General features: G+C 64.0%; 26 protein-coding genes and 1 pseudogene. 10 read left to right on the top strand and 17 right to left on the bottom strand.

The window, feature by feature from the left end:
* From YY7_RS57200 to YY7_RS0144145, 5 genes are all read right to left on the bottom strand, one after another.
* The coding region (locus YY7_RS57200; protein WP_028168696.1) for a hypothetical protein at nucleotides 1–653 on the bottom strand (653 nt) is incomplete at its 3' end.
* Between the two features lie 77 nt (nucleotides 654–730).
* Entirely contained in the window at nucleotides 731–1,822 is a 1,092-nt protein-coding gene (locus YY7_RS0144160) for an ABC transporter ATP-binding protein (protein ID WP_028168695.1), read from the bottom strand.
* 15 nt (nucleotides 1,823–1,837) lie between these two features.
* A complete protein-coding gene (locus YY7_RS0144155; protein WP_028168694.1) occupies nucleotides 1,838–2,689 on the bottom strand; it encodes a carbohydrate ABC transporter permease in 852 nt (283 codons plus the stop codon).
* Nucleotides 2,689–3,630: a carbohydrate ABC transporter permease gene (locus YY7_RS0144150; RefSeq protein WP_028168693.1), complete on the bottom strand. Its 942-nt coding sequence runs from the start codon at nucleotides 3,628–3,630 to the stop codon at nucleotides 2,689–2,691. Before YY7_RS0144150 ends, YY7_RS0144155 begins: the two co-directional genes overlap by 1 nt.
* A 91-nt stretch (nucleotides 3,631–3,721) precedes the next feature.
* Nucleotides 3,722–5,056, bottom strand: coding sequence for an ABC transporter substrate-binding protein (locus tag YY7_RS0144145; RefSeq protein ID WP_028168692.1), 1,335 nt, complete (start codon nucleotides 5,054–5,056; stop codon nucleotides 3,722–3,724).
* Between the two features lie 333 nt (nucleotides 5,057–5,389).
* Here YY7_RS0144145 and YY7_RS62370 point away from each other — a divergent pair, with 333 nt between their 5' ends.
* Entirely contained in the window at nucleotides 5,390–5,566 is a 177-nt protein-coding gene (locus tag YY7_RS62370; RefSeq protein ID WP_196237429.1) for a hypothetical protein, read from the top strand.
* Nucleotides 5,567–5,678: 112 nt separating this feature from the next.
* Nucleotides 5,679–5,981 carry a hypothetical protein gene (locus tag YY7_RS0144135; protein ID WP_028168691.1) on the top strand — a complete coding sequence of 101 codons (303 nt, stop codon included), beginning with the start codon at nucleotides 5,679–5,681 and terminating at the stop codon, nucleotides 5,979–5,981.
* A 125-nt stretch (nucleotides 5,982–6,106) separates the two neighbouring features.
* Here YY7_RS0144135 and YY7_RS0144130 read toward each other — a convergent pair whose 3' ends face one another.
* The 4 genes from YY7_RS0144130 to YY7_RS0144115 form a co-directional block, all read right to left on the bottom strand.
* A complete protein-coding gene (locus YY7_RS0144130) occupies nucleotides 6,107–6,766 on the bottom strand; it encodes a hypothetical protein (protein ID WP_028168690.1) in 660 nt (219 codons plus the stop codon).
* 143 nt (nucleotides 6,767–6,909) lie between these two features.
* Nucleotides 6,910–7,638, bottom strand: a complete 729-nt coding sequence (locus YY7_RS0144125) for a hypothetical protein (protein ID WP_028168689.1) — start codon at nucleotides 7,636–7,638, stop codon at nucleotides 6,910–6,912.
* Nucleotides 7,639–7,758: 120 nt separating this feature from the next.
* Complete coding sequence (locus YY7_RS0144120; RefSeq protein ID WP_028168688.1) at nucleotides 7,759–8,004, bottom strand: hypothetical protein; 246 nt, start codon at nucleotides 8,002–8,004, stop codon at nucleotides 7,759–7,761.
* A gap of 139 nt (nucleotides 8,005–8,143) precedes the next feature.
* Nucleotides 8,144–9,115: an NAD(P)H-dependent flavin oxidoreductase gene (locus YY7_RS0144115; RefSeq protein ID WP_028168687.1), complete on the bottom strand. Its 972-nt coding sequence runs from the start codon at nucleotides 9,113–9,115 to the stop codon at nucleotides 8,144–8,146.
* A 111-nt stretch (nucleotides 9,116–9,226) separates the two neighbouring features.
* On the opposite strand from YY7_RS0144115, the gene YY7_RS0144110 reads away from it, so the two are divergent.
* Entirely contained in the window at nucleotides 9,227–10,789 is a 1,563-nt protein-coding gene (locus YY7_RS0144110) for an AMP-binding protein (protein WP_028168686.1), read from the top strand.
* 144 nt (nucleotides 10,790–10,933) lie between these two features.
* Here the strand turns inward: YY7_RS0144110 and YY7_RS0144105 are convergent, their stop codons facing one another.
* From YY7_RS0144105 to YY7_RS0144070, 8 genes are all read right to left on the bottom strand, one after another.
* Nucleotides 10,934–12,985 carry an ATP-binding protein gene (locus YY7_RS0144105; protein ID WP_028168685.1) on the bottom strand — a complete coding sequence of 684 codons (2,052 nt, stop codon included), beginning with the start codon at nucleotides 12,983–12,985 and terminating at the stop codon, nucleotides 10,934–10,936.
* Between the two features lie 191 nt (nucleotides 12,986–13,176).
* Complete coding sequence (locus tag YY7_RS0144100) at nucleotides 13,177–13,950, bottom strand: thioesterase family protein (protein WP_028168684.1); 774 nt, start codon at nucleotides 13,948–13,950, stop codon at nucleotides 13,177–13,179.
* A gap of 11 nt (nucleotides 13,951–13,961) precedes the next feature.
* Entirely contained in the window at nucleotides 13,962–14,597 is a 636-nt protein-coding gene (upp, locus tag YY7_RS0144095) for a uracil phosphoribosyltransferase (protein WP_028168683.1), read from the bottom strand.
* Nucleotides 14,598–14,784: 187 nt separating this feature from the next.
* Nucleotides 14,785–15,753 (bottom strand): NAD(P)H-dependent flavin oxidoreductase, encoded by a 969-nt coding sequence (locus tag YY7_RS0144090; protein WP_028168682.1) that lies wholly within the window; start codon nucleotides 15,751–15,753, stop codon nucleotides 14,785–14,787.
* Between the two features lie 219 nt (nucleotides 15,754–15,972).
* The gene (locus YY7_RS0144085; RefSeq protein ID WP_051397260.1) at nucleotides 15,973–16,527 is read right to left on the bottom strand and encodes a hypothetical protein; all 555 of its coding nucleotides are present in this window, start codon (nucleotides 16,525–16,527) and stop codon (nucleotides 15,973–15,975) included.
* A 179-nt stretch (nucleotides 16,528–16,706) separates the two neighbouring features.
* A complete protein-coding gene (locus YY7_RS0144080; protein ID WP_028168680.1) occupies nucleotides 16,707–17,288 on the bottom strand; it encodes a YqaA family protein in 582 nt (193 codons plus the stop codon).
* A 62-nt stretch (nucleotides 17,289–17,350) separates the two neighbouring features.
* A complete protein-coding gene (hisE, locus tag YY7_RS0144075) occupies nucleotides 17,351–17,749 on the bottom strand; it encodes a phosphoribosyl-ATP diphosphatase (protein ID WP_028168679.1) in 399 nt (132 codons plus the stop codon).
* Between the two features lie 114 nt (nucleotides 17,750–17,863).
* Nucleotides 17,864–18,289, bottom strand: a complete 426-nt coding sequence (locus YY7_RS0144070) for a hypothetical protein (protein ID WP_028168678.1) — start codon at nucleotides 18,287–18,289, stop codon at nucleotides 17,864–17,866.
* A gap of 239 nt (nucleotides 18,290–18,528) precedes the next feature.
* Between YY7_RS0144070 and YY7_RS0144065 the strand changes: the two genes are divergently transcribed.
* From YY7_RS0144065 to YY7_RS61305, 7 genes and pseudogenes are all read left to right on the top strand, one after another.
* Nucleotides 18,529–19,587, top strand: coding sequence for an ABC transporter substrate-binding protein (locus tag YY7_RS0144065; protein ID WP_028168677.1), 1,059 nt, complete (start codon nucleotides 18,529–18,531; stop codon nucleotides 19,585–19,587).
* Between the two features lie 233 nt (nucleotides 19,588–19,820).
* Nucleotides 19,821–21,599: a glucan ABC transporter ATP-binding protein/ permease gene (locus YY7_RS0144060; protein WP_028168676.1), complete on the top strand. Its 1,779-nt coding sequence runs from the start codon at nucleotides 19,821–19,823 to the stop codon at nucleotides 21,597–21,599.
* A gap of 218 nt (nucleotides 21,600–21,817) precedes the next feature.
* Entirely contained in the window at nucleotides 21,818–23,275 is a 1,458-nt protein-coding gene (locus YY7_RS0144055; protein WP_028168675.1) for a D-alanyl-D-alanine carboxypeptidase family protein, read from the top strand.
* Between the two features lie 138 nt (nucleotides 23,276–23,413).
* On the top strand, nucleotides 23,414–25,102 hold the full coding sequence (locus YY7_RS0144050; protein WP_028168674.1) for a long-chain fatty acid--CoA ligase: 1,689 nt from the start codon (nucleotides 23,414–23,416) through the stop codon (nucleotides 25,100–25,102).
* A 26-nt stretch (nucleotides 25,103–25,128) separates the two neighbouring features.
* Nucleotides 25,129–25,683: a DUF924 family protein gene (locus YY7_RS0144045; protein WP_028168673.1), complete on the top strand. Its 555-nt coding sequence runs from the start codon at nucleotides 25,129–25,131 to the stop codon at nucleotides 25,681–25,683.
* 108 nt (nucleotides 25,684–25,791) lie between these two features.
* A complete protein-coding gene (locus tag YY7_RS0144040) occupies nucleotides 25,792–26,277 on the top strand; it encodes a peroxiredoxin (RefSeq protein ID WP_028168672.1) in 486 nt (161 codons plus the stop codon).
* Between the two features lie 393 nt (nucleotides 26,278–26,670).
* Nucleotides 26,671–26,777, top strand: a pseudogene (locus tag YY7_RS61305) (IS110 family transposase); the annotation flags it as partial.

Here is a 26,777-nt window from a genome sequence, read left to right as displayed (position 1 = left end):
CTGAATTTGGCATCAACCTGCCACCGCGCCAGATAGCGGCAGAGTGCGTGTCCGGAATGAGGTGTCGGAAACAGCTTGTCGTCAATGACCGATACGACGAGCACCTCACGCGCCTGAGCGAGAAGGGGCAACCCATCGCGCACTGCACGAACCGCCGAGCGTGTTCCGTCCCATGCAACGACAATCCGGTCTTTTGCGACTACAGGAGTGTTTGGTGGCACGAAGACAATTGGACGACCGCTCGCAAACAGGGCGGCCTCGACCAGTTCTTTGCGAGGCGCATCAAGTGGTCCGCGCGCATCGATCACCAGGACGTCGTGCACCTGGGTGCAATGGATCATTCGTTCGCGGAGCGAGAGGGACTGGTTTTCGGCCTGCAGAATGTCACACGATACGTTTGCATCCGTCGCAGCGGACTGAACGAGCTCCGCCGTTCGTGCCACCCGTTCGCTTGACGTTGCTGGCCTGGCGGCAGGACTCCCGACTTGCCGAATGTCCGGTTCAGGCGGCAAGTCGCGGAGGTCGGTCTCCACATCAGCAATCAATGCAGATAGATGCGCCCCATACATGCGAGCCAGGGCGATCGCATAGTGCGCTCCGCTCGAGAGGTCATCGCTGCGCGACGGAGACAGGAAAACGAGTACGTCCTTCATGTTTCACCACCAGCCTGTCAAAGGCGATCTGGCGAATAGTCCTTACAACCCAGCAGTGTACGAGGTGGCACACAACATCAGATTGCCGCTTGCGACACGCGGTCGAAGAAGTACAGCCGGTCAGGATTCAGTGCGAGGCGAAGGCGGTCGTGAACTTTCGCTTTGACGGTCGGTTCGACTGCGGCCACCATCGTGTTGGGACCGACCCTGACGTCGAGGAGAATCTGGGAGCCGAGCTTCTCAATGACCTCGACCACGGCATCGAAGCTGAGATCCGCCTCCTCGCTGCCGGATGCGACGCGCAGATCCTCCGGCCGGATGCCGAGCGTGACATTCTCTCCGACATGCGGCCGGAGCCGGCCTGCGATGGCGGCCGGCAGCTTGATGCGGATGCCTTCATGGCGGGCCCAGAGCGCACCCTCGGTATCAGCCATTTCCACCGTCGCGAAGTTCATGGCTGGCGAGCCGATGAAGCCTGCGACGAAACGGTTGGCGGGCTCGTTGTAGAGTTCCAGCGGTTCGCCCACCTGCTGAACGAGACCATCCTTCATGACGACCACGCGATCGCCGAGCGTCATCGCTTCGACTTGGTCGTGGGTGACGTAGATCGCGGTGGTGCCGAGGCGGACGTGGATCTTCTTGATCTCCACCCGCATCTGGATGCGCAGCTTGGCGTCGAGGTTCGACAGCGGCTCGTCGAACAGGAACACCTGCGGATGCCGAACGATGGCGCGGCCCAAGGCGACGCGCTGCCGCTGGCCGCCGGAGAGCTGCCGCGGCTTGCGTTGCAACTGTTCCTCTATGCCGAGGATTTCGGCTGCGGCCTTCACGCGGTTAGATATCTCGGTGCGATCGAACCCGCGCATCTTCAGGCCGAACGCCATGTTGTCGTAGACGCTCATGTGCGGATAAAGGGCGTAGTTCTGGAACACCATGGCGATGTCGCGGTCCATCGGCGGCAGCTCGTTGACAATGCGGTCACCGATCATGATCTCGCCCGAAGTGATCGATTCGAGCCCGGCCACCATGCGGAGCGTCGTGGTTTTGCCGCAGCCCGAGGGACCGACGAGCACCACGAATTCCTTGTCGTGGATATCAAGATTGACATCCTTGACGGCATGGACTCCGTCAAACCTCTTGTTCAAGCTCCGTATGATGACCCGAGACATGGCTCACCCTTTGGCTCACCCTTTGACGGACCCGGTGATGCCGGCAACGTAGTACTCGACGAAGAAGGAATAGATCAGCGCCACCGGCACCGAACCGAGCAGGGCGCCGGCCATCAGCGAGCCCCAGTAGAATACGTCGCCGCGGACCAGCTCCGAGGTGATGCCGACGGAGACCGTCTTCTGCTCCGGGGAGGACAGGAAGACGAGGGCATAGATGAACTCGTTCCACGACAGCGTGAAGGCGAAGATTCCGGCCGAGAGGATGCCGGGCACGGCGACCGGAAAGACGATGTAGACCATCGCCTGCCAGCGGGTCGCGCCGTCGATCCGCGCGCATTCCTCGAGCTCGCGCGGGATCGCCTTGAAGTAGCCCATCAGCAGCCAGGTGCAGAACGGGATGAGGAAGGTGGGGTATGTGAGAACGAGCGCCCAGGGCGTATCGCCGAGGCGGAAGTTGCGGATGATATCGGCGAGCGGAATGAACAGCAGTGTCTGCGGCACGAGATAGGTGATGAAGATTCCGGTCCCTAAGCTGCCGGCGAACGGAAATTTGAGCCGGGAGAGCGCGTAACCGGCGAGGAGCCCGCAGAACAGCGAGATCACCGTGGCCAGCACCGAAATGAAGAAGGTGTTCAACATCCACCTATTGAACAGCGTCTCGTCCAGGAGATAGCGGATATGGTCAAGGGTCGGATTGAGCGTCCAGAACGGCGTGTAGTTCGGCGCCATCCAGGGACGATAGAGCTCGGCGTCCGGCCGCACCGTCGTCACCATCATCCAATAGAACGGAAACAGCAGCCCGATCACGAACAGCGCGAGCGGGAGATTGAAGAAGACCCAACGACGCCAGCGCGCGCCCTCTATCATCAGAGTGTCTCCACGCGTCGGATGTAGAGGAGCTGCACGACCACGACGACGAGCAACACCGGGAACATGGCGAGCGATATCGCCGCGCCCTCGCCCAACAGACCCGTGCCGACGCCGATCTGATAGGCGTAGGTGGCGAAGAGCTGCGTGGCGTTGGCCGGTCCGCCGCCGGTCAGGATGTAGACGAGCTGGAAATCGGCGAATGTCTGGATCACCGAGAACAGCACCACAACCATGGTGACGGGCAGCAGCAAGGGCCAGGTGATGTAGCGGAAGCGCTGCCAGGGCCGCGCTCCGTCAATCGCGGCCGCCTCGGCGAGCTCCGGACTGATGGTCTGCAATCCGGCGAGCAGGCTGATTGCGTAAAACGGCACGCCGCGCCAGACATTGACGATCATCACCGAGATCAGGGCAAGTTGGGGGTCGCCGAGCCAATTGATGCGGGTGCGGATGATGCCGAGGTGAAAGAGCGTCCAGTTGATGACGCTGAAAGTCGGATCGAACATCCACTTCCACGCGAAGGTCGAGAGCACGGTCGGGATGATGAAGGGCAACAGGATGAAGGCCCGGGTCAGGGCCTTTGCCCGAAAGTGGCGGTTGAGCAGCAGAGCAAGCCACAAGCCGAGCGCCAGCTTGAAGACGGTCGTCACCGCCGTGTAGAGGATGGTGTTCCAGACCGCGATGCGGAAGATGCTGTCGTTCATCAGCACCGCGAAATTCTGCAGTCCGACGAAATTTCCGGGCACGCCGACCTTGGCGTCGGTCACCGCCAGCAGCACGCCCTTGACGAAGGGATAGGCGATGAAGAGGCCGAGCAATACCGCGGTCGGCAGCAGCAGAAAGAACGCGAACCAGCGCTCGTTCTCAAGAACTCGCGTAACCGGTCCGCGGCGCGGCGCGGCCACATAGGGTTTGGCGGCGGCGACATAGTCGACGGCCATCGCGCGATTCTCCGAGCGAATGCCGGAGCGCTGCGGCCGCGGGCCGCAGCACCGAGGCGAGATCAAAACCTAGCGCGCCGAGGAAGCGGCTTCAAGCAGCATAAATCCTTGCGACCTCGTCGTGCGCCCATTTCACCGCGTCTTGCGCCGGCATGCCCTGTATCGCCTTTGCCGTCATGTCGACCATGATGTACTTGCTCAGCACTTCGGCTGCGCGACGATCGGCTGGTCCGGCGTAGCCGGGGAAACGCCCGGCCCGCGCCGCGGTGCGGAATGGCAGCATCACGGGGTCGTTGTCCCAGAGCTTGTCCTGCTCCCACACCGTGGTGGCCCCGACGGAATAGCCCTGCTGTGAATCGAACCACGCCTGATAGACCGGCTTGGAGGTGATCCAGCGCAGGAACTCCTTGCCGGGCTTTGGGTCCTTCACATACTTCATCAGCATGTTGGACATCGGCAGGTGATAGCCGAACTGACCGGCGGCGCCCTTGGGCAGCGGCGAGTGCAGGATGTCCTGCCAGAGCGGGGCGCCGGTTTCGGTCAGATAGACCTGGGGCTTGCGCTTGGCCTCGATATAGATCGAGGCGCCGTTCAGCGTGGAGCTGATCGTGCCTGCGAGGAAGGCCCGGTTGTTGCTGGTATCGTCCCAGGCCAGCCCACCCTCGTCATAGGCGTCGTTCCAGAAGCCGACGGCGAAGTTGACGGAATCGACCGTCGCCTTGGAGTTCAGCGTCACCGTCTTGCCGTCCGCTTCGACCTCCTTGCCGCCCCATGACCAAAGATACGGATAGGCATAGGTCGGCGGGTCGCCGAAGCTGTGGCCGACCGTCTGCCCCAGCGGCCGGCCCTTCGCCTTGAGCTTCTTGCCGGCCTCGCGATATTCCTCCCAGGTTTGCGGGAACTTCGGCGCCTCGTACCCGATCTCCGCGAACCAGGACTTGCGATACGCCAGTTGCGCGCCGAGCACGCACCAGGGGACCGCGATCCATTTCTTGCCGTCATTGGCGACGACGCGTGATTCCTCGTAGAAGCCGCCCTGCGCCTGGCCGATCTCCTCTGCCACATCGCTGACGTCGATGACGCTCTCGGGATAGAGCTGCGCCCAGTTGTTGAGTGCGCAGATCACGTCCGGTCCGGTGCCGGACTGAATCGCCGAGGTGGTGCGGGCCTGGATGTCGTTGCCGTTGATCATCTCGATGTTGAGCTTGATGCCGAGCGCCTTGGCGCATTCGGGAACGATCACCTTGCGGAGCACCTCGTCCGAGGCAGGAACGAAATCGTTCCAGCGCAGCCAGTGCATCGTCGTTGCCTGTGCGAAGGCTGGCGCCTGCTTCAGGGCAAGGATTGACGCCAGTCCCCCAGCCCTCGCCGCAACTGCACCACCGCCGGAAAGCTTCAGGAGCTTACGCCGACTTATGCGAGCCATGATCTGTCCTCCCTGTTATTTCGTTAAGCTGAATTCTCCTCTTCGCATGCAGACGTCACTCAAGAGACGTTACCGAAAATACTTGGGCGTAAAGAATACTTGGTCGTGAAGAACTGGAGATACTAGCACGCCTGCGCAATTTCGATATCGGCGTGGTGGGCGGAAGCTCGCCCGAACCGGCATTAAGCCAGGATGGCGGCGGCTCTGCCGCGCAGTCTTCCGCACTGCACCGTTCCGGCAATCCATGCGTCAGCGCAGCGCAGCTTGCTTTGCCGACATGAAAAAACGCCCTGTGCTATAATGGCCGGGTCCGCAATCATGTGGAGCGGTGCCATGCGCGCACTCGAGGTGTTCGCGATCTACGTCGCGCCCTTCGTCGCGATCGGAATCATCGCCAAGGTCCTGATGAAGCGAAGCAGCGTCGATCTCACCGACGTCCAGGCGCAGGCGGGAGCAAATCGCAGACCGCGCAGAGTTTTCCTGTTGGGAGGCTGGCCCAACGAAAATTGAAGTTGCCTGTTCCGTCTTCTTCAAGGGCCGCAGCGCAAAAAAATTGCGATGGCGCCAGGAGCCGGCCGCGTGTATAAGCCGGTAGCTTCTTCCGTAGCATGAAGAGGCTGATATGAACGACTTGCATGCATGGCTCTCGCAACAACACCATGGCTTGCGAACTTTCCGAAACTTCCAGCAAAAACTTGACGCGTTGGTGAAGGACGAGCCCGGGCAGCAGGCCTTGTGCCGGCTGCTGAGCGATCTCGTTGGTGGCTATATCGAAACCTTCGATGAAGAGCCTCTGCCCGTTGATATCGCGGACCATGCCTATCAGCGTCTGCTTGAGCTGGTTGGAAGCCTCGACCTTGAGGCAAATGCCGATCGGCGCCTGGCCGACATCAATCGCGTCGCGGCGTACGACTTGCTGCATTAATCGCAGATCGCTCGACTGCCAGACTATAGCATTTTCGGTTCTGATGGATCAGAACCGAAGCTCTAGATTCTTGTTTTGACGCGTTTTCTTCACGCGAACCGGTGTCCACTTCGCTCGAAAACGCTCTAGTCCTCGTCGCCGAACAGCCTGATCCTCGGCGTCCCGACGCTTACCGGTTCGGCCTCCAAGACGCGTGACCGCTCGGTATCTTCCCTGACGCTGCGCTCGACGTCGCGCAGTTCGTCATCGCGCGGCTCGCGGACGCGACGGCGCTCAGCCCATTGCTGTCGGCGCTCCGCCTTGCGCCGCTGCTCGACACGGCGGGCGTCACGCTTGGATTCGGGGTCGCGTGCTCTTGCCAGCGCGTCGCCGGAAGAAGCCGACGAAGTGCGCGCGGCGGTTTGCGCCGACGGCTGTGCGTTGGCTGCAGGCTGCGCAGATGCATTGGGACCGCGCTCCGGCTCGCTCGACGCCGCGTTGGTTGGAGTGGTGTTGGTTTGCTGCGCCGGCTCGGCCTGCTGCGGCGGCGCTTGCGGCGCGGGATCGACGACGACCGGATTGGTCGCGGCGGCCCGGGTCGCTGCAAGATAGGGTACCGGCTCAGCCGGTGCATTCGATGCCGCGACAGGCTCCGCCGCGCGCCGCTCGAGCTTTGTCAGCTCGGCGCCTGCCTTTGGCTGATGCGGGCTTACGATGTTCGAGATCACCATGCCGCCGCCGAGGCCAACGGCGATCGCGATGACCACGGTTCCGACCCCCGCAAAAAATGCGGTCGTTGTGCGCATGACGGGCTCCCTCTCCTACGCCGCGAGCAACGTGCGAGCGGAAGCGATGTTCCTGCGGAACCCGCGCGACGAAAACCTGTGCGACCAAGCGCAACGTCGCGGATGAAGGAGATTGCAGAAGGCGCGAGGGCGAAGCGGCGCGCTCAGATCATCGCGGCGACTTTTTCCAGGCCGATGACGCGGGCGAGCGAGCGGACTTCGTTCTTCTGGTCTTCGCGGAGCTGGAACAGGAGCGGCATTGCCGCCGATTTCAATTGCTGCACTTCGTCGGAGTCCGGATCGATCGGCACGCCGGTCGCGTTCGGATCGGCCTGGCGCTTCTGGTGGATCTTGCGGGCGACGGCACGGAGCGCGGTCTCGACCGCCGGCCAGTAATATTCCTGCGACGAGGTCAGCTTCAGCCGATCCTTGATGCCGGCGATCTGCGCGTCGCTGAGCAGCGCGTAGTTCTTTTGCGGCGCGGGCTTGGCCACCGCCTTCGGCTTGGCGGGGGCCGCTGGCGTAGCCGGCTGGGCGGTTGCCGGCTGGTTCACGGGGGGCTCGGTCAATTTCGGCAGTCCCACATCGGCCGGCTCGGCCGAGGCATAGGCCTGGCGCAGCGAGGCCGTGAGATCCGGGATGGCAGCCTGGGCCTGGGCCTGAAGCTGCGCCTGTGCCGGGGTCTGCGGCTGCGGCTCATAGGCGGCGAGCGCGTAGGCCACCACCGCCAGACGATCCTTCTTGCTCTCCTTGTTGGAGACGGGATGAACGGGCGCGGCGTCCTCCGCGACAGTGCGCGGCATCGGCACGCTGTCACGGCTCAAAATGCTGGTGGCGGCAGCGCCGACCACGAGGAAGCAGGTCAGCGCGATGATGGTCATGGCCCTGGTCAACGACGTCTCCATCCCGGCCGGATTACCCTTTGAAATTGAACGCCAATTGCGGCGTTAGCATGCCCTCGGAACCGCCAAGGCGGGAAAAGGCCGAAAAAATCGTATCCAAGCCAGCGAAAATCAGGCCGCGACGGCCAGTTCATAGGCTTCCTGGATGTCGGCGACGATGTCATGGGCCTCGAACAGCGCGGACCCTGATACCGAATGCAGGCTGATGGTCCAGTTGGTCCGGCGGGTGCGGGGCATCCTGACGACGTCGAATTCGACGTTTCGGCAGAGCGGATGGCGCTGCAAGGCGTGGCGGACACGGGTCCGAAGCTCATCAAGGGTCGCGGGGGTTTTGGTGAGAGAGGCCTCAAGAAGCACGTCGCATCCCCTTTGGTCTTGCGCCAGCCCGGCCGTGGCGGCGGGCTGTCCTGCGCGGCTATTGTTGGGGCGAACGTGGTTAAGGCCGGGTTAAATGGTGAACACAGGGTTGCGAGCCGGACGGCAGGATGGGTACCAGCTAGGAGAGCTCGATACGGCGCGCCGCTGCACGATATTCGTCAACCGTCCGCGCCACCAGTTCATCCACCGCGAGCACATCAGTCACGCCGGAGACCGAATGGCCGGCGCTCCAGATGTCGCGCCAGCGCTTGGGGCGGGCGCCGATGTCGATATCCTTGCCGATGTCGATGGCCCCGCGCTGCGGCAGGTTGTCCGGGTCGAGGCCGGCGGCTTCGATCGAGGACCGCAGCATGTTGGTCTGCAAACCGGTGAAAGCGGTGGTGAGCAGGATGTCGTCGGCGCCGCTTGCGACCAGCATCTGCTTGTAGCGCTCGTCTGCCATGCTCTCGCGCGTAGCGATGAATTTGGTGCCCATATAAGCGAGGTCGCAGCCGAGCGCTTCGGCGGCGCGGAGGGCGTGGCCGTCTGAGATGCCGCCGGCGAGCACGATCGGACCATCGAAAAAGGCACGGACCGCGCGCACGAACACGAACGGATTGAGCCAGCCGGTCTGCCCGCCCGCGCCCGCGGTGAGCAGCACCAATCCGTCGGCGCCGGCCTCGACCGCGCGCTCGGCATGGCGGATCGATGCGACGTCGGCGAACACCAGCGCGCCTATATCATGCAGCGGTGCCAGTACAGGCGTGGGCGAGCCGACCGAGGTGATGACCATCTCCGGCTTGTGACGCAGCAGCACCTCCAGATCCTGCGGCAGCCGCGCGTTGGAGCGATGCACGATCAGGTTCGGACAGATCGGCGCGGCCGTCTTCCCGCTCGCGTCGGAATGACGCTGCAATCGATCTTCGATCTCGGCGAGCCACTGATCGAGCTGTTCCGTCTCGCGGCAATTCACCGTGGGGAACGAACCGATCACGCCATTGCGGCAGGCGGCGACCACCAGCTCGACGCCGGAGACCAGAAACATCGGCGCCGCAATCAGCGGCAGCGCGAGGCGTTCGCGAACGCGCGAGCGAAAGTTGTCCGACGGCAAGGCGTTCCTTCCCTCTCCCGGCTTGAGCCGCTTCCTTGTTGTGCTAGCGTCATCGTCAACATTGGCACGAAGAAATGCCAGACACAAAATCGGCAGGGAGGAATCTTTCAGATGAGCCATCCGCTCCATGCGTTTCCACCGGTATGCGAACAGACGCTGCGGGCGCTGGCACGCTATCCATCGCGCACGGCCTTTAGCTGGCCTGATGGATCGATCACCTACCAGGGCGCGACCGACCTGATCGGGCGGATCCAGAACGTGTTCATGCGGCTCGGCTTCGCGCCCGGCACCCGCGCCGCGCTGCTGAGCGCCAACCGCGCCGACGCCTGGTGTGCCGGCGTCGCCGCGCAGCTCGCGCGACTTGCGATCACCTGGCTGCATCCCTTGGGATCACTGGACGACCAGCTCTTCCAGATCAAGGATTCCGACGCGCAGATGCTGATCATCGATGCCGCGACCTTCCGCGACCGCGGCGGCGACCTCGCAACGAAGGCCACGAATATCAAAACCGTGTTTACCCTCGGCCCGGCCGATTACGGCATCGACCTGTTGCAGGCGATCGAGCAGGCGGGGCACGCTACCGCGCGTTGCCTGGCCGGACCGGACGACATCGCGACGCTGAACTATACCGGTGGCACCACAGGCAAATCCAAGGGCGCGCTGCGTTATCACCGCGAATATGGCGGCTTCGCCGGCGCGATCCTCGCCGACTTCGAGATCCCCGACACGCCGCGCTATCTCACGGTGGCGCCGATCAGCCACGTTGCCGGCACCAAGGTGCTGCCGACGCTGATGCGCGGCGGCACCGTGCACATGCTCAAAGGTTTTGATCCCGAGGCCGTGTTCAAGACGATCGAGCGGGAGAAGATCAACTTCACGCTGTTCGTGCCGACCATGATCTATGTGCTGCTCGATCATCCCGCGCTTGATAAGACCGATCTCTCCTCGCTCGAACTGTTGCTTTATGGCGCCTCGGCGATGTCGCCGAGCCGGCTGGTCGAAGGCATCGAGCGGATCGGACCGGTGTTCTCGCAGCTCTACGGCCAGACCGAATGCTATCCGGTGTCGGTGCTCCGCAAGGCCGACCACGATCCGAAGACGCCCGAGCTCCTCCTGTCCTGCGGCTTCCCGATCGCGGTCTGCGACGTGAAGATCCTTGATGACAATGACGAGGAGGTCAGAGCCGGCGAAGCTGGCGAGATCTGCGTGCGCGCGCCGCATGTGATGGCGGAATACTGGAAACGGCCCGACACGACAGCGGAGACACTGAAGAACGGCTGGCTGCATACCGGCGACATCGCCCGCGCCGACGAGCGCGGCTACATGTACATCTTGGACCGCAAGAAGGACATGATCGTCTCCGGCGGCTTCAACATCTTCCCGCGCGAGGTCGAGGACGTGCTGTCGCAGCATGCTGATGTCGCGATGGTCGCGGTCGTCGGCGTGCCCGACGACAAATGGGGCGAAGCGGTCACCGCTGTCATCGTCGCCCGCGACGGCGCGCGGCCGGATGCCGATGAGCTGATCAACCTGGTGAAAGCGAAGAAAGGCTCGGCGCATGCCCCGAAGCAGATCCGCTTCGTCAAGGAATTGCCGATGACCGCCGTCGGCAAGGTCGACAAGAAAGTGTTGAAGGCAAGCTTCTGGGCCGGCCGCGAGCGGATGGTGGGATAGGCGTGACGTCATTTCGGGCCACCGGAGCGGCGCTACGCGACGTCATTGCGAGGAGCGAAGCGACGAAGCAATCCAGCTCTCCCGTGCGGAGGCATGGATTGCTTCGCTTCGCTCGCAATGACGCGGAGAGAGCTGAGGCGGCATTTATCGCAGCAATTGATCGAGCCGATCGCGCAACTGGTCCTGGTGGTAGGGCTTCGCCAATCGCGGCAAATCGACCTGGACGCCGTCGGGCAGCTCGGCGTAGCCGGTGGCGAGCAGGATCGGCAGCGACGGGCGCACTTTTCGCGTGGCGGCGGCGAGCTCGAGCCCGGTCATTCCTGGCATGACGTGATCGGTCATCATCAAATCGAGCGGCTGCTCGCTGCGCAGGATGTCGAGCGCGTGCAGGCCCGAGGTGGCGCCGATCACGCGATGGCCAAGATCCTCCAGCATCTCCGTGGTCGACATTGCGATCAAGGGATCGTCGTCGACGAACAGGATCACCGCGGAGCGCTCCAGCTTTCGCGACGGCAGCTGCGGGCTCGCTGCTTCCGCCAGTACGGTCGCAACCGGCAGCATCAGCGTTGCGGTGGTGCCCTGGCCTTCGATGCTGGAAAGCTGCAGCGTGCCGCCGAGCTGCACGGCGAGCCCATGCACCATCGACAGTCCGAGCCCGGTGCCCTTGCCGAGCGGCTTTGACGAGAAGAACGGCTCGATCGCGCGCTTCAGGATCTCCGGCGACATCCCGGTGCCGGTATCGATCACCGACAGCCTGATATACCTGCCCGGCTTGAGCGCCGGATCCTTCACGGCCTGATCTTCCGACACCTTGATGTCGATCGCGCCGCCATCGGGCATCGCATCGCGCGCGTTGATCGCGAGATTGAGGATCGCAAGCTCGAGCTGGTTGGCGTCGATCCGCGCCGGCGGCAGGGCTTCGGGCAAATCAAGATGCAATGCGATCCGCGGCCCCAGCGAGCGTTCGAGCAGATTGCTCATGCCCTGGATCAAGACGCGCAGATCGACCGGCACCACGCGCAGATCTTGCTGCCGGGCAAAGGCGAGCAGCCGCTGCGTCAGCGAGGCGCCGCGCTCGGCCCCCTGCATTGCGCCGTCGATGAGACGATGCAGGCGCTGGTCGCCCGGCAGACGCTTGCGCAAGAGTTCGAGATTGCCCATCACCGCCATCAGCAGATTGTTGAAGTCATGGGCGATGCCGCCGGTGAGCTGGCCGACGATCTCCATCTTCTGCGCATGGCGGAGCTGCTCCTGCGCCTTTTCGCGCGCGGCGACTTCTTTCAGGAGGTCGGCGGTACGCTGTTCGACGCGCTGCTCCAGCGTCGCCGTCAATTCCGAAAGCGCAATGCGCTCGGCTGCGAGCTGTGCCAGCAGGTTTTCGCGCTCGATCTCGGCGGTCTTGCGCAAGGTAATGTCGGAGCAGACGCCGACCAGCGACCTGAGACTGCCGTCGGGCCGCCGCACGGCGCGGGCGCGCACGTCGAGCCAATGCTGCGAGCCGTCCGGCCAGATCACGCGGTATTCGATCGCGTAGTGCTTGCCGGTGCGGATGCTTTGCTCGAGGACGCCAAGTCGCCGCTCGCGGTCGTCGGGATGTACGGCGTCGAGGAGCTCCGGATAGGTGAAGTGCTCGCTCGCGCGACGCCCGAAATAGGCCTTGCAGATGTCCGAGGCCTCGAGCTCGAATTCCGGCAAATGCAATTCCAGCGCGCCGAGCTGGCCGGCATTCAGCGCGGTCTGCAGCAGGCTCTCGCTCTCGGTGAGATCTTCGAGAATGGCGCGGGTCTGGTACTGGCGGCGCCGGCCACGCACCGCGGAGCCGACGATGCTCGCAAGCGTGGTGGGATGAAACGGGCGCTCGATGAAGGTGACATTGCCCAGGATCTTGCCGAGCCGTACCGCGCCCGGATCACGCTCCAGGCTGCCGCCCTGGGTCAGAAGCACGATCGGGAAATCTGACCATGCCGGCTGATCGTTGAGCCATCGCGTCAGGTCGGTCAAATCCGCCCCCTTGATCGCGTCGTCGGCTATGACGGCAAGGCCAGCGCCGCTTGCGATCTCGCGCCTCAGCACAGCGAGATCACCGCAGATGTTGGCGTAGTAGCCGGCGTCGCGGATCAGGCAGGCAGTCTCGACCGCTTCACGCTCGCTCGAGGCAAGGACCACCGCACGCTCAGAGGAAGGACCGGGCCTCACAACACGCTCCGGCTTGAAAAGGACTTGGCTGCAATAGGATAGGAAGTGCCGACGGCTGACGCTTGCCTGGCAGCGAGCGTCAGTCCGCCGGCGGCTAAATCAACGCGCTTCATGATGGCCCTCGACGAGTGCCAAACTCGCCCGGCCTCGAAGCGTTCCAAGGTGAGGCAGCGATTTTTCGCCGCGTTGCTCTACCGCTTCTCGATTACGAGGCTTTGCACGGCGCGGCCGAAATAGCCGCGCTCGTCGGCGAGACGCGACATCGCAAGCCCCGCCCCGTCGGGGCCGATCCAGCTTTCGCCGTCGAGCAGGATCCACTCGCCGACCGGTTGTCGCGAAAGGCTCACGGTGAGGTCGGCATTGATGAAGGTCCACTCCCGGAAATCCAGCGCGGACGAAGTGCCGTTACTGAAATCGGCGGCGACCACCGCGCGCATGGTCTGCGACACCGGCGATCCCGCGATCAGCGGCCGCTCGACGCGAAACCAGATCGCGGCAGGACCAACCATGCCGAAGCGGCCGCGGGCGGCGCGCATCGAGATACATTTGGTGAACGGGCTGCCGGCGTTATCGGCAGGCTCGAACGTCGATTGATCGGGGCCGGGAAGTCCGAGCGGCAGATCAACGACATCCGGCGGCAATGCCTGTGCCTGCGACTTGATCCGCAGCACGGAGGCCGCGACCACAGGCACACCTTCGGCCAGCAGCCGCACGCCGCAGAGCTGGATCTTGCGGCCCTCGCGCAAGATCTCGGTCTCGATGGCGAGCGGCGCGACCGGCACCGGCCGCATCAGGTCGATGGTGACGCGCGCGATCTGCATCGGCAGCGGCGTCGGCAGGGACTCGGCGGCCCACACCACCAGCGCCGCGGGCGCGGAACCGTGCTGCATCTGCGGATGCCAGGGGCCGGCGGCATCCGGGCTGGTGACGACCTTGTTGCCGTCAACGCGGAAGATGGGGTCCATGATAACTGGGCCTATTTGGTGCCGAACATGCGATCGCCGGCATCGCCGAGGCCGGGCAGGATGTAGCCGTGGTCGTTCAACCGCTCATCGATGGCCGCGGTCCAAAGCGGCACATCGGGATGCTCCTTCTGGAAATGCGCGATGCCCTCAGGGGCGGCCAGCAGGCAGACGAAGCGGATGTCGTGCGCGCCACGCTTTTTCAGGAGGTGCGCACCGGCGACGGCGGAATTGCCGGTCGCCAGCATCGGGTCCATCAGGATCGCGGTGCGATCGGCCAGGTCGTGAGGCGCCTTGAAGAAATATTCCACCGCTTCCAGCGTCTCGGGATCGCGATAGAGCCCGATATGCGACACGCGCGCCGACGGCACCAGCGCGAGCATGCCGTCCAGGAAGCCGACGCCGGCGCGCAGGATCGGCGCGAAGGTCAGTTTCTTGCCTGCGATCATCGGCGCCCGCATCGGCATCAGCGGCGTCTCGATGTCGACCAGTTCGAGCGGCAGGTCGCGCGTCACCTCGTAGCAGAGCAGCATGCCGACCTCGTTCACGAGTTCCCGGAAACTCTTGATCGACCGGTCACGCTCGCGCATCAGCGTGAGCTTGTGCTGTACCAGCGGATGGTTGACGACGTTGACGGCGGCGGCGCTCATGGCGGTATTTGTCGCACAGGCGTCATGGCTGCATCAAGGGTGTGCGGACGGCGACAGGTGCCCCACTCCGTCATGGCCGGGCTTGACCCCGCCATCCACGCGTCTCCGCAAACTCCCGAAGAGCGTGGATGCCCGGGTCAAGCCCGGGCATAACGGACTAGGAAAGACGCCGCGCCAAACGAGGCGATCACAACGCCGGATCGACGGCTTCCTCGTATTCCTTGTTGAAGCGCGCGATCAGTTCGGCGGCGGGCACGATCTTTTCGACGCTGCCGACGCCCTGGCCCGAGCCCCAGATCTCCTTCCAGGCTTTCGGCTTCGCCCGCTCGCCGGAGGCGTCGGTGCCGAAGCTCATCTTGGAGGGATCGGAGGTCGGCAGATTGTCCGGGTCCATGCCGGCGGCGACGATCGACGGCTTCAGGTAATTGCCGTGCACGCCGGTGAACAGGTTGGAATAGATGATGTCTTCGGCGGCCGAGCCGGTGATCATGTTCTTGTAGCCTTCGACGGCGTTCGCTTCTTTGGTCGCGATGAAGGCCGAGCCGATATAGGCGAAGTCGGCGCCGAGGACGCGCGCGGCGCGGATCGCCTTGCCGTTGCCCATCGCGCCCGACAGCGCGATCGGGCCGTCGAACCACTGCCGCGTCTCCGTAACGAAGGGGAACGGCGACAGCGTGCCGGCATGACCGCCCGCGCCGGCCGCCACCAGGATCAGGCCGTCGGCGCCCTTCTCGATCGCCTTGTGGGCGAACTTCTGATTGATCACGTCGTGGAAGACGATGCCGCCCCAATTGTGCACGGCCTGATTGAGCTCCTCGCGCGCGCCGAGTGAGGAGATGATCATCGGCACCTTGTGCTTCTCGCAAAGCGCGAGGTCATGATCGAGCCGGTTGTTCGATTTGTGCACGATCTGATTGACCGCGAACGGCGCCGAGGGCCGTTCCGGATGCGCCCTGTCATAGGCCGCGAGTTCTTCCTTGATGCGCCCCAGCCATTCGTCGAGCAACTCCGGCGGCCGCGCATTCAGCGCCGGAAACGATCCGACCACGCCGGCCTTGCACTGCGCGATCACGAGATCAGGCACGGAGATGATGAACAGCGGCGCACCGATCACTGGAATCGACAGACGGCCTTTGAACAACGCAGGCATGGACATCAGTGAAAATCCTTCGGGTTAGCTCGGAAGAGAGACTGGGCTTAAGATGCCAGACGTCATACCAGCAGGGCAATCTTTCCAGTGTCAAGTATTGCGTCTTGGCGCTACTGCCGTAGCCCGGGTGGAGCGGAACGCGCAACCCGGGGCATCTGTGGCAGCGTTTACCAGCGGCCCCGGGTTACGCTGGCGCTCCACCCGGGCTACGAACGCTACAGCGCACTACTGGCAGATCGCCCGCGTGACGAAATTTTCCGTCCGGCAGTCGTTCGGCCTGCGTTTGTGGCCGGGCAGGAACACGATCGGCGAGCATTTCTCGGCGGCATCGGTGTCCAGGCTCTTGCCTTCCTTGTAACCCTTGCTCTGGCAGAGCCTGTCGGCGCCGGCCTTGCAGTCCGGCGCGCCGTTGGCTGCCACCAGGCAGGCCGCGCGGCCGGTGACGATCAATGACGGTCTTGTGAGGGCAGACAGGTTCTCGCCCGCATCCCTGACGCTGTTGTTGAGGTCGTCGACGGTCTCGCCCGGGCTCTTCAAGGACGGCAGGATCGACCTGGACTTTTCGAACAGCTTGCCGATCTCGTTGATGAGGCCGGGGTTCTCCTCACGCGCGGGTGGCGGAGCTTGGTTCGGCTGGGGCTGTGACTGGACACCGAGCGAGATTGGAGGCGCGACCTGCGAAAAAGCGAGATCGGAGGCGAGCATCAGTGTCGACACGACAACAGCCGCCTTGGCGACGGGCGGTCCGATGCGAAACGAAAGCTCGACTCGATCACGCATGCCGAAGCGTAACCGAGGACGACGACACGGCAAAGCGCTTTACGCCACACCTATCGCCCTCATCCCGAGGAGCCGCGCAAGCGGCGTCTCGAAGGATGGCCCACGGGCTCGATTGGGGCCTCATGGTTCGAGACGGCGCTTCGCGCCTCCTCATCATGAGGGGAGAGAGTTCTCGCGCGCTAAACCAGCTTGAAGGCGATGTAGAAGCCGAACACCAGGACGATTGCGCCGAGCGCGACGTAGAAGCCCAGCCGCTTCTCCAATTCCTTGCGGATGAAATCGCCGTAGCGGTTGAGCAGGACCGCGACAATGAAGAAGCGGCCGCCGCGCGCGACGATCGAGCACAGGATGAACAGCCAGACGTTATAGCCGGCAAAGCCCGAGGTGATGGTGACGAGCTTGTAGGGGATCGGGGTCAAGCCCTTGAGCAGGATGATCACCGCGCCCCATTCGGCATAGGAGGCGCGGAAGGCGTCGACCTTGTCGCCGAGGCCGTAGATGGTGATCAGCCAATGGCCGACCGAGTCATAGAGCAGCGCGCCGATGGCGTAGCCGAGCACGCCGCCGGCGACCGACGCGATCGTGCAGACGGTGGCGAACCACCACGCGCGCCTCGGCTGCGCGAGCGACATCGGCAGCAGCATGATGTCGGGCGGAACCGGGAAGAATGAGCTTTCAGCGAAGGCGACCGCCGCGAGAATCCAAAGCGCGTAGGGTTTGTCGGCGGCGTCGATGCACCAGTCGTAGATCCGTTTCAGCATGGGCGCGATCAACCATCATGGAGCGCATTTGTCCATGCCGGCAAAAGAGGATTGTTGGCGGGTCAGCGCCGCTTCCGCAGGCTGCTTTCGAGCGCGACAATTCGCCGCCGCACGACCGGCTCGGCCGACGGCTTGGCCAGTCTGGCGCCAGTCTTCGGCAGTTTTTCGGCGATTCCGAGCAGATGTTCGCGCCGTTCCATCTCTTTCCAGACATCCTCCGGCTTGACGCCGGCGGCTGCCCACAAAACAGTCAGATTATAGAGAAGGTCGGCGCTCTCGCGCACCACTGCGTCGGTCTTGCCGCTGAGGGCATCGATCACGACCTCGATCGCTTCCTCGGCCAGCTTCTTGGCCATCTTTGACGGCCCGCGCTGAAACAGCCGGGCGGTGCGCGACGTCGCCGGATCGAGATGCCGGGCCGCGAGAACCGCCTGATAGAGCCGTTCGACCGAATCACTCATTTCTCAAGCCTAATTCAAACCTCTGGCCAGCGTATTAACGCGCAACCATGACACGCAAAAAAATCCACCGGCCGCGCGGGCGGCCGGTGGATGTCGTTGCGATCAAGATTACGTTTACCAGCTCGCGATCGGGTGACCGCGATAATACGGCACGCCGCGGCCATAGCCGCCGCCGTAATAATACGGACCGCCGCCATAGTAGGCCGGACCACCGTAATAGACCGGGCCGCCACCATAGTAGCCGTAGGAATCATAGTAATCACGGCGGTTCTGGGCGGCGGCGATCGCAAGCCCCGCGCCAACGATGCCGGCAAAGGCGGCAGCAGCAGCTGCGCCACCACCGCCACCGCGATAGTATCGCCGACGCGCGCTGATATCGGTGACGTCACTGGTGCCGGTCTGCGCCGTGACCTCCTTGGCCTTCGGGGCCGAGCCCGCATAGGCCATCGACGGCTCGACCGCCGTCAGCGCGACCGCCGCGACGGTGGCCAGCGCGGCTCCGCGGCCGATCGATGAAAACACACCTTTTCGCGCAAACATCTGAGTAGTCCTCCGTGGAAGCTCGGCCCGTCGGGCCACTCATAGCCAACCACGGGTGCGATCCTAAGTTCCCCAAACCAAACGCAGGCTGAACGATCCCTGGCGAAATCGTGGCAGTCATCAAGCATTCAGGTTAGAAGCGGCAGAATGGCACCGCTGAACGGGCGAAAACGCGCGTTCAGCGTCACGAAACAGACATACCCAGCGCGACAGATTGTCTCGCGTCTCCTGACGTCATCATGCGCGTAACCTCAACTTCCACCCGCCGCGACTTCCTGGGCCTTGCGATCGGCCTCGGCGCCAGCCTGTGCTCTCGCGCAAGCCGCGCGCAGAGCGCAGGCGCCGCCAGGCAGCCGATCACGATCCAGCTTACGCTCGACCGCCCGATCGACGCGGCGGCGTCGCCCTTCGTGATGGCAGCCGTCGGCGGATCGTTCGGTGCGGAGGGACTTGCGGTCACCACCAACATCGTCAGCGGATCGCAGGACGCGATCGCGCGCGTCGGCGCGGGGATGAGCGATTTCGCGCTGGTCGACATCAACACGCTGATCCGCGCGCGCGACCAGCAGGGCGCGGCCCCGGTCAAGGCGATCTTCGTGCTGTTCAACCACGCGCCCTACGCCATCATCGCGCGCAGGAGCCGCGGCATTCGCGCCCTCTCCGACATCGAGGGCAAGAATCTCGGCGTCGCCGAGGGCGATCTCTCGATCCGGCTGTGGCCTGCGGTCGCCAGGCAGAACGGCATCAAGCCGGCAAGCGTGAAGCAGAGCAGCATCAGCGCCGCGGTCCGCGAGCCGATGCTGTCGGCCGGACAGGTCGACGCGGTCACCGGCTTCTCCTATCTGTCGGCGATCAACCTGCGCGATCGCGGCGTGCCGGCGGACGATCTCGCGGTGCTGCGCTTCGCAGACTACGGCTGCGAGGCCTATGGCGCCGCGCTGATCGTCAACCCGAATTTGGCAGCCGCCAAACCCGAGGCCGTGAAGGGCTTTGTGCGGGCGGCGATCACGGGAACACATCTTGCGATCAAGGACCCGGGGCGCGCGGTGACGGAGGTGGTGAGCCGCATGGACGCCGGCTCGCGCGAACTGGAATCCGAGCGGCTGCGCGCCATCATCGGCGACAACATCCTCACCGCGGAAGTGAAGCAGCACGGCCTCGGCGGCATCGATACGGTCAGGTTCGAGCGGTCGATCGACCAGATCGCGGAGGATTTCAAATTCCAGAAGCGGCCGACCGCGACGGATATTTTCGATGACGCCTTCCTGCCGCCGGCCGACGCGCGCGTGGTGAATTGAGCAAATGTTTCCCTTGCGCAAGCGCCTGTCCCTCATGGTGAGGAGCGCCGTCAGGCGCGTCTCGAACCATGAGGCCCCGCCAGTGGCCTCATCCTTCGAGACGCCGCTGCGCGGCTCCTCAGGATGAGGTTCAAGAGCGTGGCCCGCGGACCGAAATCACACAACGTGGATAATATCTTTCGCTAACCATCGCGCTCTGGTTCTCGCCTGCGATCCCGGATTACAATGGCGGCATGTCGCTGCTTCGTCTTTATGTTCGCGTGCTCGAATTGCTCGGCAAGGAGGCGCGGCTCGGCTGGATCCTGGCCGGCGCCAATCTCCTGCTCGCCTGCGCGCAATTCGCCGAGCCGGTGCTGTTCGGCAAGATCGTCGATGTACTCTCGGGCAAGCCGGTCACCGGGCTGATCGCATCCACCTCGCCATGGCCGCTGCTCGCGGCCTGGGTCGCGTTCGGCCTGTTCACAATCGGGTGTAGCGCCATCGTGGCGCTGCATGCCGACCGGCTCGCGCATCGCCAGCGGCAGGCAGTTCTGACCGATTATTTCGAGCACATCCTGCAACTGCCGCTGACCTTCCACACCGGCACCCATTCGGGACGACTGATGAAGGTGATGCTGAACGGCACGGACGCGCTGTGGCGGCTCTGGCTCGGCTTCTTCCGCGAGCATTTCGCCGCAATCCTGTCGCTGGTCGTGCTGTTGCCGCTGTCGCTCTACATCAACTGGCGGCTTGCGATCCTGCTGTTCGCGCTCTGTGTCGTCTTCACCGTGCTGACGACGCTGGTGGTGCGCAAGACCTACGGCATGCAGAGCGAGGTCGAGGAGCACTACAGCGATCTCTCCGCGCGCGCCTCCGACGCGCTCGGCAATGTCGCGCTGGTGCAAAGTTTTGTGCGTATCGACTCGGAGGTGCAGGGCCTGCGCTTCGTCGCCGACAAGCTGCTCGCCGCACAAATGCCCGTGTTGTCGTGGTGGGCGCTGGTGACCGTGATCACGCGCGCCTCCACCACCATCACCGTGCTTGCGATCTTCACGGTCGGCATCGTGCTGAACCAGCAGGGGCTGACCTCGGTCGGCGAGATCGTGATGTTCGTCTCCTTCGCGACCATGCTGATCCAGAAGCTCGAGCAGGTGGTGAGCTTCATCAACAACGTGTTCATGGAAGCGCCGCGCTTGAAGGAATTCTTCGACGTGCTCGACGCGGTGCCGGCGGTGCGCGACCGTCCCGGCGCGATGGATGCGGGCCGGCTGTCGGGTCTCATCGAATTCAACGATGTCTCCTTCTCCTATGACGGCAAGCGGCCGGCAGTGGAGGATTTGACCTTCACCGCGCTGCCCGGGCAGACCATCGCGCTGGTCGGCTCGACCGGCGCCGGCAAGTCGACCGCGATCGCGCTGCTGCACCGCGCCTTCGACCCGCAGTCTGGCATCATCAAGATCGACGGCATGGACATCCGCGCGCTGAAGCTGACTGCGCTGCGCAGGAACATCGGCGTGGTGTTCCAGGAGGCGCTATTGTTCAACCGCTCGCTTGCCGAGAACCTGCGCGTCGGCAAGCCTGATGCCACCGACGAGGAACTTCGCACGGCAGCAGCCCGGGCGCAGGCGCTGGAATTCATCGAGCGTAGCGAGAAGGGTTTTGATACCCACGCCGGCGAGCGCGGCCGCATGCTGTCGGGCGGCGAGCGGCAACGCTTGTCGATCGCCCGCGCGCTTCTGAAGGATCCGCCGATCCTGATCCTGGACGAGGCGACCAGCGCGCTCGACGCCGTCACCGAGGCCAAGGTCAACGCCGCTCTCGATGAAGTGATGAAGGGCCGTACGACCTTCGTGATCGCGCATCGCCTCTCCACCATCCGCCACGCCACCCGCATCCTGATGTTCGACAATGGCAGGGTGATCGAAAGCGGAACCTTTGATGAACTGGTCGCGAAAGGCGGCCGTTTTGCCGATCTGGCGCGGGCCCAGTTCATGGTTCAGGAGAACGCGCGGACGAGCCTGCAGGCCGAATAGGCCGCGGTCCACCGGCCGCGGAATGTCGAAATTCGGCCGATTTCGTCCACGATTAAATAACCCGACCTCTGTTCTCGAAAGGCGGCCCGGTATAGGGTTTGCATCGCCGCAAAATTGGCCGGCGCCGGACACGCTTGAAACCGGAACGTCACATCTGAAAGTCCCACCTTGCCCAACGCGTTTGTTCAAGGTGGGTCTCCAAGGACCGGACCAGGATAGTGCACCTTCTTCGCCCGCTGCTTCGCCGATCGCTTCTCCTCTTCGTCGCCGCCGCGGCCCTCGCTCTCGCGCCGCGCGCGACCAACGCCGAGGCGCTGCTGGTGGTGGAAGCCGATAGTGGAAAGGTGCTGCAGGCTGACAACGCGACCATGCCCTGGTATCCGGCATCGGTCACCAAGCTGATGACCGCCTATGTGACGCTGAAGGCGGTGAAGGACGGCCGCATCTCGCTCGACACGCTGCTCACGGTCTCGCCGACTGCCGCCTCGCAATCGCCGTCGAAGATGGGCTTCCGCCCGGGCACGCAGGTCACCGTCGACAATGCGCTGAAGATGATGCTGGTGAAGTCGGCCAACGACATGGCGGTCGTGCTCGCTGAAGGCGTCGGCGGATCGATCGACGGCTTCTCCGCGATGATGAACGAGACCGCGCAGAAGCTCGGCATGGTGCAGACGAGCTACGTCAATCCGAACGGACTGCCGGCGGACGGTCAGATCACCTCGGCGCGCGACCTTGCGATCCTCGCCCGCGCCATCATCCGCGATCTGCCCGAATACGAATATTTCGTGCACATCCCCTCGATCCGCTTTGGGCGCCGGATCACGCAGAACTTCAACCGCCTGATCGGCCGCTATCCCGGCGCTGACGGCTTCAAGACCGGCTTCATCTGTGCCTCCGGCTACAACCTCGTGGCGTCGGCGACGCGCGACGGCAAGCGGCTGATCGCAGTGGTGCTCGGCGCCTCCTCCGGCCGCATGCGCGCGGTGCGCGCGGCGCAACTGCTCGATCGCGGCTTCGCCAATAACGGCCTGTCCTGGCTCAAGCCCTCGCTCGGCACGGTGGAGAATCTGGCGCCGATCGACGCCACGCCGCCGAACCTGCGCGACGAGATGTGCGGCCCCAAGCGCAAGCGGCCGGCGAGCGACGAGGATGAGGACACTGTCGCCAGCAGCACAAGCAGCAGCGGCGAGACCGGCGCGACCTTCTTCGCCGCCGCCCTGCCACCGCCGCTGTTCAAGCCGGCTGACTTGCTGGCGCAGCCTGCGGAGGCGTCCGAGCCGGTCGTGGTCTATACCGGCCCAACGCGGACGGGTGCGGCGCTGATCGCCGCGGTTGCGGCGGACAGCGAGAAGGACACGCCAAAGCCACACAAGAAGAAGGCGCATGTCGCGGCCAAGAAGCCCGACGCTTCTGCCGAGGCCAAGTCGGACGGTAAGTCCGACGCCAAGCCGGCTGCAAAGCAGGCCAAAGCGGATACCAAGCAAGCCGCTAAGCCGGAGGCCAAGCCAGCGGCGAAGCCTGCCGCTGTGCGGCATGCCAGCGCCAAGTCGAATGGCGCTGCCGCAAAGCCTTCGGAGAAGCCCGCTGCCACCGCGGGTGATAAGCCAGCCGCCAAGCCGGCGAAGCCGAAGGCGGCGGCCAAGCCGAAGAACGACAGCAGCAAGCCGGCCAGTTAACCGCGCCGCAACATCCCCCGATCTGCAGATGCGTCGAACGGGCGCGGGCGGCTTGCCATCGGCTGCCGGCTAGCCCAATACTGCCCAAAAGAAGGCAGTCCGGGCCAACGTCCGGGGACGAGGAGAGAGGGGATTTCCATGGAGCGCATCTGGCTCAAGCACTACCCGGCCGGCGTGCCCGCCGACATCGACGTCACGCAATACTCATCGCTGGTTGAGCTGCTCGAGGAAAGCTTCGCGAAGTTTGCCGACCGTAAGTCCTTCATCTGCATGGACAAGGCGATCACCTATCGCGAGCTCGACGAGATGTCGACCGCACTCGGCGCCTACTTGCAGAGCCTCGGCCTGCAAAAGGGCGCGCGCGTCGCGCTGATGATGCCGAACGTGCTGCAATATCCGATCTCGACTGCCGCCGTGCTGCGTGCCGGATACGCTGTCGTGAACGTCAACCCGCTCTACACTCCGCGCGAGCTCGAGCACCAGCTCAAGGATTCCGGCGCGGAAGCCATCATCGTTCTGGAGAATTTCGCCAACACCGTACAGCAGGTGCTGGGCAAGACGTCGGTCAAGCACGTCATCGTCGGCAGCATGGGCGACCTGCTCGGCTTCAAGGGCGTGATCGTCAATCTGGTGGTGCGCCGGGTGAAGAAGATGGTGCCGCCGTTCTCGATCCCGCGCGCCGTCCCGTTCAATGCCGCTGTCGCTGCGGGCCGTGGCATGAAGCTCAACCGGCCCAGGATCACCCCCGACGACGTCGCCTTCCTGCAATATACCGGCGGCACCACCGGCGTCTCCAAGGGAGCCACCCTGCTCCACCGCAACATCGTCGCCAATGTGTTGCAGAATGACGCCTGGCTGCAGCCCGCGATCAAGAAGCCGCCGCATGTCGACCAGCTCTTCATCGTCTGCGCGCTGCCGCTCTACCACATCTTCGCGCTGACCGCCTGCTATCTGCTGGCGGTGCGCGCCGGCGGCGTCAACCTCCTGATCCCGAACCCGCGCGACCTGCCCGGCTTCGTCAAGGAGCTCGCGAAGTACCAAGTCAACAGCTTCCCCGCCGTCAACACGCTCTACAACGGCTTGTTGAACACGCCCGGCTTCGACAAGCTCGACTTCTCCAAGCTGAAGACCTCCTTCGGCGGCGGCATGGCGACGCAAAAGCCCGTGGCCGAGAAATGGCTGGCGGTGACCGGCTGCGCGCTATCGGAAGGCTACGGCCTGTCCGAGACCTCGCCGACGCTGACCTGCAACCCGGCAGACACCGACAAGTTCTCCGGCTCGATCGGCCTGCCCGTGCCTTCGACGTATCTCTCGATCCGCGACGATGACGGCAATGAACTGCCGCTCGGACAGGCCGGCGAGATCTGCGCCAAGGGCCCGCAGGTGATGTCAGGCTACTGGAACCGGCCGGACGAGACCGCGCGAGTGATGACCGCGGACGGCTATTTCCGCACCGGCGACATCGGGGTGATGGACGAGAACGGCTACACCAAGATCGTCGACCGCAAGAAGGACATGATCCTGGTCTCCGGCTTCAACGTCTATCCGAACGAGATCGAGGAAGTGATCGCGAGCCATCCGGGCGTGCTCGAATGCGCCGTGATCGGCGTGACCGACGCCAAGACCAGTGAGGCCGTGAAAGCCTTCATCGTCCGCAAGGACCCGAGCCTCACCGCCGAGGAGATCATCAAGTTCTGCGGCACCCAGCTCACCAACTACAAGGTGCCGAAGCAGATCGAGTTCAGGACCGAGCTGCCGAAGACCAATGTCGGCAAGATCCTGCGCCGCGAATTGCGTGACGAGAAGAAGCCGGCGGCTGCGGCGTGAATCGCGCGCGAGCGGACGTTCGGACCATGACTTACGCTCCCGACATCACGCCGGGCGAAATCCTGGCGCTTTGGCGCGCGGCCGGCCCCGGTCGCTGGTACGCGCGCGACGATGTGTTCGATGCGGACATACGCGACCGCTATCTCGAGCTGTGGCGGAAGGCGGCGGGCGGCGAGTTGTCGTCGTGGGAGATGAGCGATGAGGGCGCACTGGCGCTCGTCATCGTGCTCGACCAGTTTCCCCGCAACATGTTCCGCGGCGACGCGCTGACCTATTCAAGCGACGCGCTGGCGCGCGAGGCGGCGCACCGGGCCATCAGCCGAGGCGTGGACGCGCGAATCGACCCCGACCTGCTCGAATTTCTCTACATGCCCTTCATGCATTCGGAGCATCTGCCCGACCAGATACGCTGCATCGAACTGTTCCGCAACATCGGCAATACGGAGCAGCTCGAATATGCGGAGGGGCACGCCGATGTCATCCGGCGGTTCGGCCGTTTCCCTCACCGCAACCGCATCCTGGGGCGCGTGACCACGCCCGATGAGCAGGCCTTCCTGGATCAGGGCGGATTTTCCGGATGATGACGGAACGGTGAAGGCGCGCGGCCGTTGCGGTTTTGAGCCCCGCGAATATTGTGCCCGCAAGCTGCACGGTCTACAAAACATCAGCTCATTCAGGGAGACTGGACGATGACGATCCAAGTTGGCGGCAAGCTGCCGGATGCCAAGTTTCGCGTGATGACCGAGGAAGGTCCGCAGGTGCGGACCACAGATGATGTCTTCAAGGGCAAGAAGGTGGCACTATTCGCCGTGCCCGGCGCCTACACCGGCACCTGCCACAAGATGCATCTGCCAAGCATCTTCCTCAACGCCTACGCCATCAAGGACAAGGGCGTCGACACCATCGCGATCGTCTCGGTCAACGATGCCTTCGTCATGAACGCCTGGAAGCGCGACACCGACCAGCGCGACGAGGCGCTGTTCCTCGCCGACGGCAATGCCGATTTCACCAAGGCGATCGGCATGGAGCTCGACGCCTCCGGCAACGGCCTTGGCATCCGCTCCAAGCGCTATTCGATGCTGGTCGAGGATGGCGTGGTGAAGAAGCTCAACCTCGAACCGGCCCCCGGCAAGGTCGAGGTCTCCGGCGGCGATACGCTGCTGGCGCAGCTTTGAGCTGACGTTCTTTCCTTCCTTCTCCCCTTGTGGGAGAAGGTGGCGCGAAGCGCCGGATGAGGGGTTCTCTCCGCACGCTCCGATCCGGGTGAGGTCTTGACCTATCGACGGAGCACCGCCCGCGGAAGCAACCCCTCATCCAATTGAGTTCGCCGCCAATAGCTGAGCTGCCCTCTCCCACAAGGGGAGAGGGCACGTCAACCGGCGTCGGAAGTTGTAGTCGTAGATGGGGTAACGGGCCGCGGTCTGCCCTCCAAGCAAGCCGCGCTTGCTACGGCGCTATGGGTGGCGCGCTGCGCGCGGCTTGCTTGGAGGGCGGGCGGTCGTCCCTCACATTGATGGTGTGACGGAGTCGAGGATGGACCTCGCACCAAGCATCACGGAGAGACGACCATGGAGCACTATGCCGGAATCGATGTGTCATTGGAATGCTCGAGCGTGTGTGTGGTTGACGCCAACGGCAAGATCGTGCGGGAAGCCAAGGTGGCGAGCGAGCCGGA

It is taken from the genome of Bradyrhizobium elkanii WSM2783 (genome assembly GCF_000472865.1).
Lineage (GTDB): Bacteria > Pseudomonadota > Alphaproteobacteria > Rhizobiales > Xanthobacteraceae > Bradyrhizobium > Bradyrhizobium elkanii_A.
The sequence above is the reverse complement of the archived record's forward strand: the minus strand, read 5'-3'. Positions and strand labels throughout refer to the sequence as shown.

What these genes read in the sequence shown, in the direction of transcription:
- YY7_RS0144160 (WP_028168695.1), bottom strand. Translation starts at nt 1,822, where the DNA reads ATGTCTCGGGTCATCATACGGAGCTTGAACAAGAGGTTTGACGGAGTC.
- YY7_RS0144155 (WP_028168694.1), bottom strand. Translation starts at nt 2,689, where the DNA reads ATGATAGAGGGCGCGCGCTGGCGTCGTTGGGTCTTCTTCAATCTCCCG.
- YY7_RS0144150 (WP_028168693.1), bottom strand. Translation starts at nt 3,630, where the DNA reads ATGGCCGTCGACTATGTCGCCGCCGCCAAACCCTATGTGGCCGCGCCG.
- YY7_RS0144145 (WP_028168692.1), bottom strand. Translation starts at nt 5,056, where the DNA reads ATGGCTCGCATAAGTCGGCGTAAGCTCCTGAAGCTTTCCGGCGGTGGT.
- YY7_RS62370 (WP_196237429.1), top strand. Translation starts at nt 5,390, where the DNA reads ATGCGCGCACTCGAGGTGTTCGCGATCTACGTCGCGCCCTTCGTCGCG.
- YY7_RS0144135 (WP_028168691.1), top strand. Translation starts at nt 5,679, where the DNA reads ATGAACGACTTGCATGCATGGCTCTCGCAACAACACCATGGCTTGCGA.
- YY7_RS0144130 (WP_028168690.1), bottom strand. Translation starts at nt 6,766, where the DNA reads ATGCGCACAACGACCGCATTTTTTGCGGGGGTCGGAACCGTGGTCATC.
- YY7_RS0144110 (WP_028168686.1), top strand. Translation starts at nt 9,227, where the DNA reads ATGAGCCATCCGCTCCATGCGTTTCCACCGGTATGCGAACAGACGCTG.
- YY7_RS0144100 (WP_028168684.1), bottom strand. Translation starts at nt 13,950, where the DNA reads ATGGACCCCATCTTCCGCGTTGACGGCAACAAGGTCGTCACCAGCCCG.
- upp (WP_028168683.1), bottom strand. Translation starts at nt 14,597, where the DNA reads ATGAGCGCCGCCGCCGTCAACGTCGTCAACCATCCGCTGGTACAGCAC.
- YY7_RS0144090 (WP_028168682.1), bottom strand. Translation starts at nt 15,753, where the DNA reads ATGTCCATGCCTGCGTTGTTCAAAGGCCGTCTGTCGATTCCAGTGATC.
- YY7_RS0144085 (WP_051397260.1), bottom strand. Translation starts at nt 16,527, where the DNA reads ATGCGTGATCGAGTCGAGCTTTCGTTTCGCATCGGACCGCCCGTCGCC.
- YY7_RS0144080 (WP_028168680.1), bottom strand. Translation starts at nt 17,288, where the DNA reads ATGCTGAAACGGATCTACGACTGGTGCATCGACGCCGCCGACAAACCC.
- hisE (WP_028168679.1), bottom strand. Translation starts at nt 17,749, where the DNA reads ATGAGTGATTCGGTCGAACGGCTCTATCAGGCGGTTCTCGCGGCCCGG.
- YY7_RS0144070 (WP_028168678.1), bottom strand. Translation starts at nt 18,289, where the DNA reads ATGTTTGCGCGAAAAGGTGTGTTTTCATCGATCGGCCGCGGAGCCGCG.
- YY7_RS0144065 (WP_028168677.1), top strand. Translation starts at nt 18,529, where the DNA reads ATGCGCGTAACCTCAACTTCCACCCGCCGCGACTTCCTGGGCCTTGCG.
- YY7_RS0144060 (WP_028168676.1), top strand. Translation starts at nt 19,821, where the DNA reads ATGTCGCTGCTTCGTCTTTATGTTCGCGTGCTCGAATTGCTCGGCAAG.
- YY7_RS0144050 (WP_028168674.1), top strand. Translation starts at nt 23,414, where the DNA reads ATGGAGCGCATCTGGCTCAAGCACTACCCGGCCGGCGTGCCCGCCGAC.
- YY7_RS0144045 (WP_028168673.1), top strand. Translation starts at nt 25,129, where the DNA reads ATGACTTACGCTCCCGACATCACGCCGGGCGAAATCCTGGCGCTTTGG.
- YY7_RS0144040 (WP_028168672.1), top strand. Translation starts at nt 25,792, where the DNA reads ATGACGATCCAAGTTGGCGGCAAGCTGCCGGATGCCAAGTTTCGCGTG.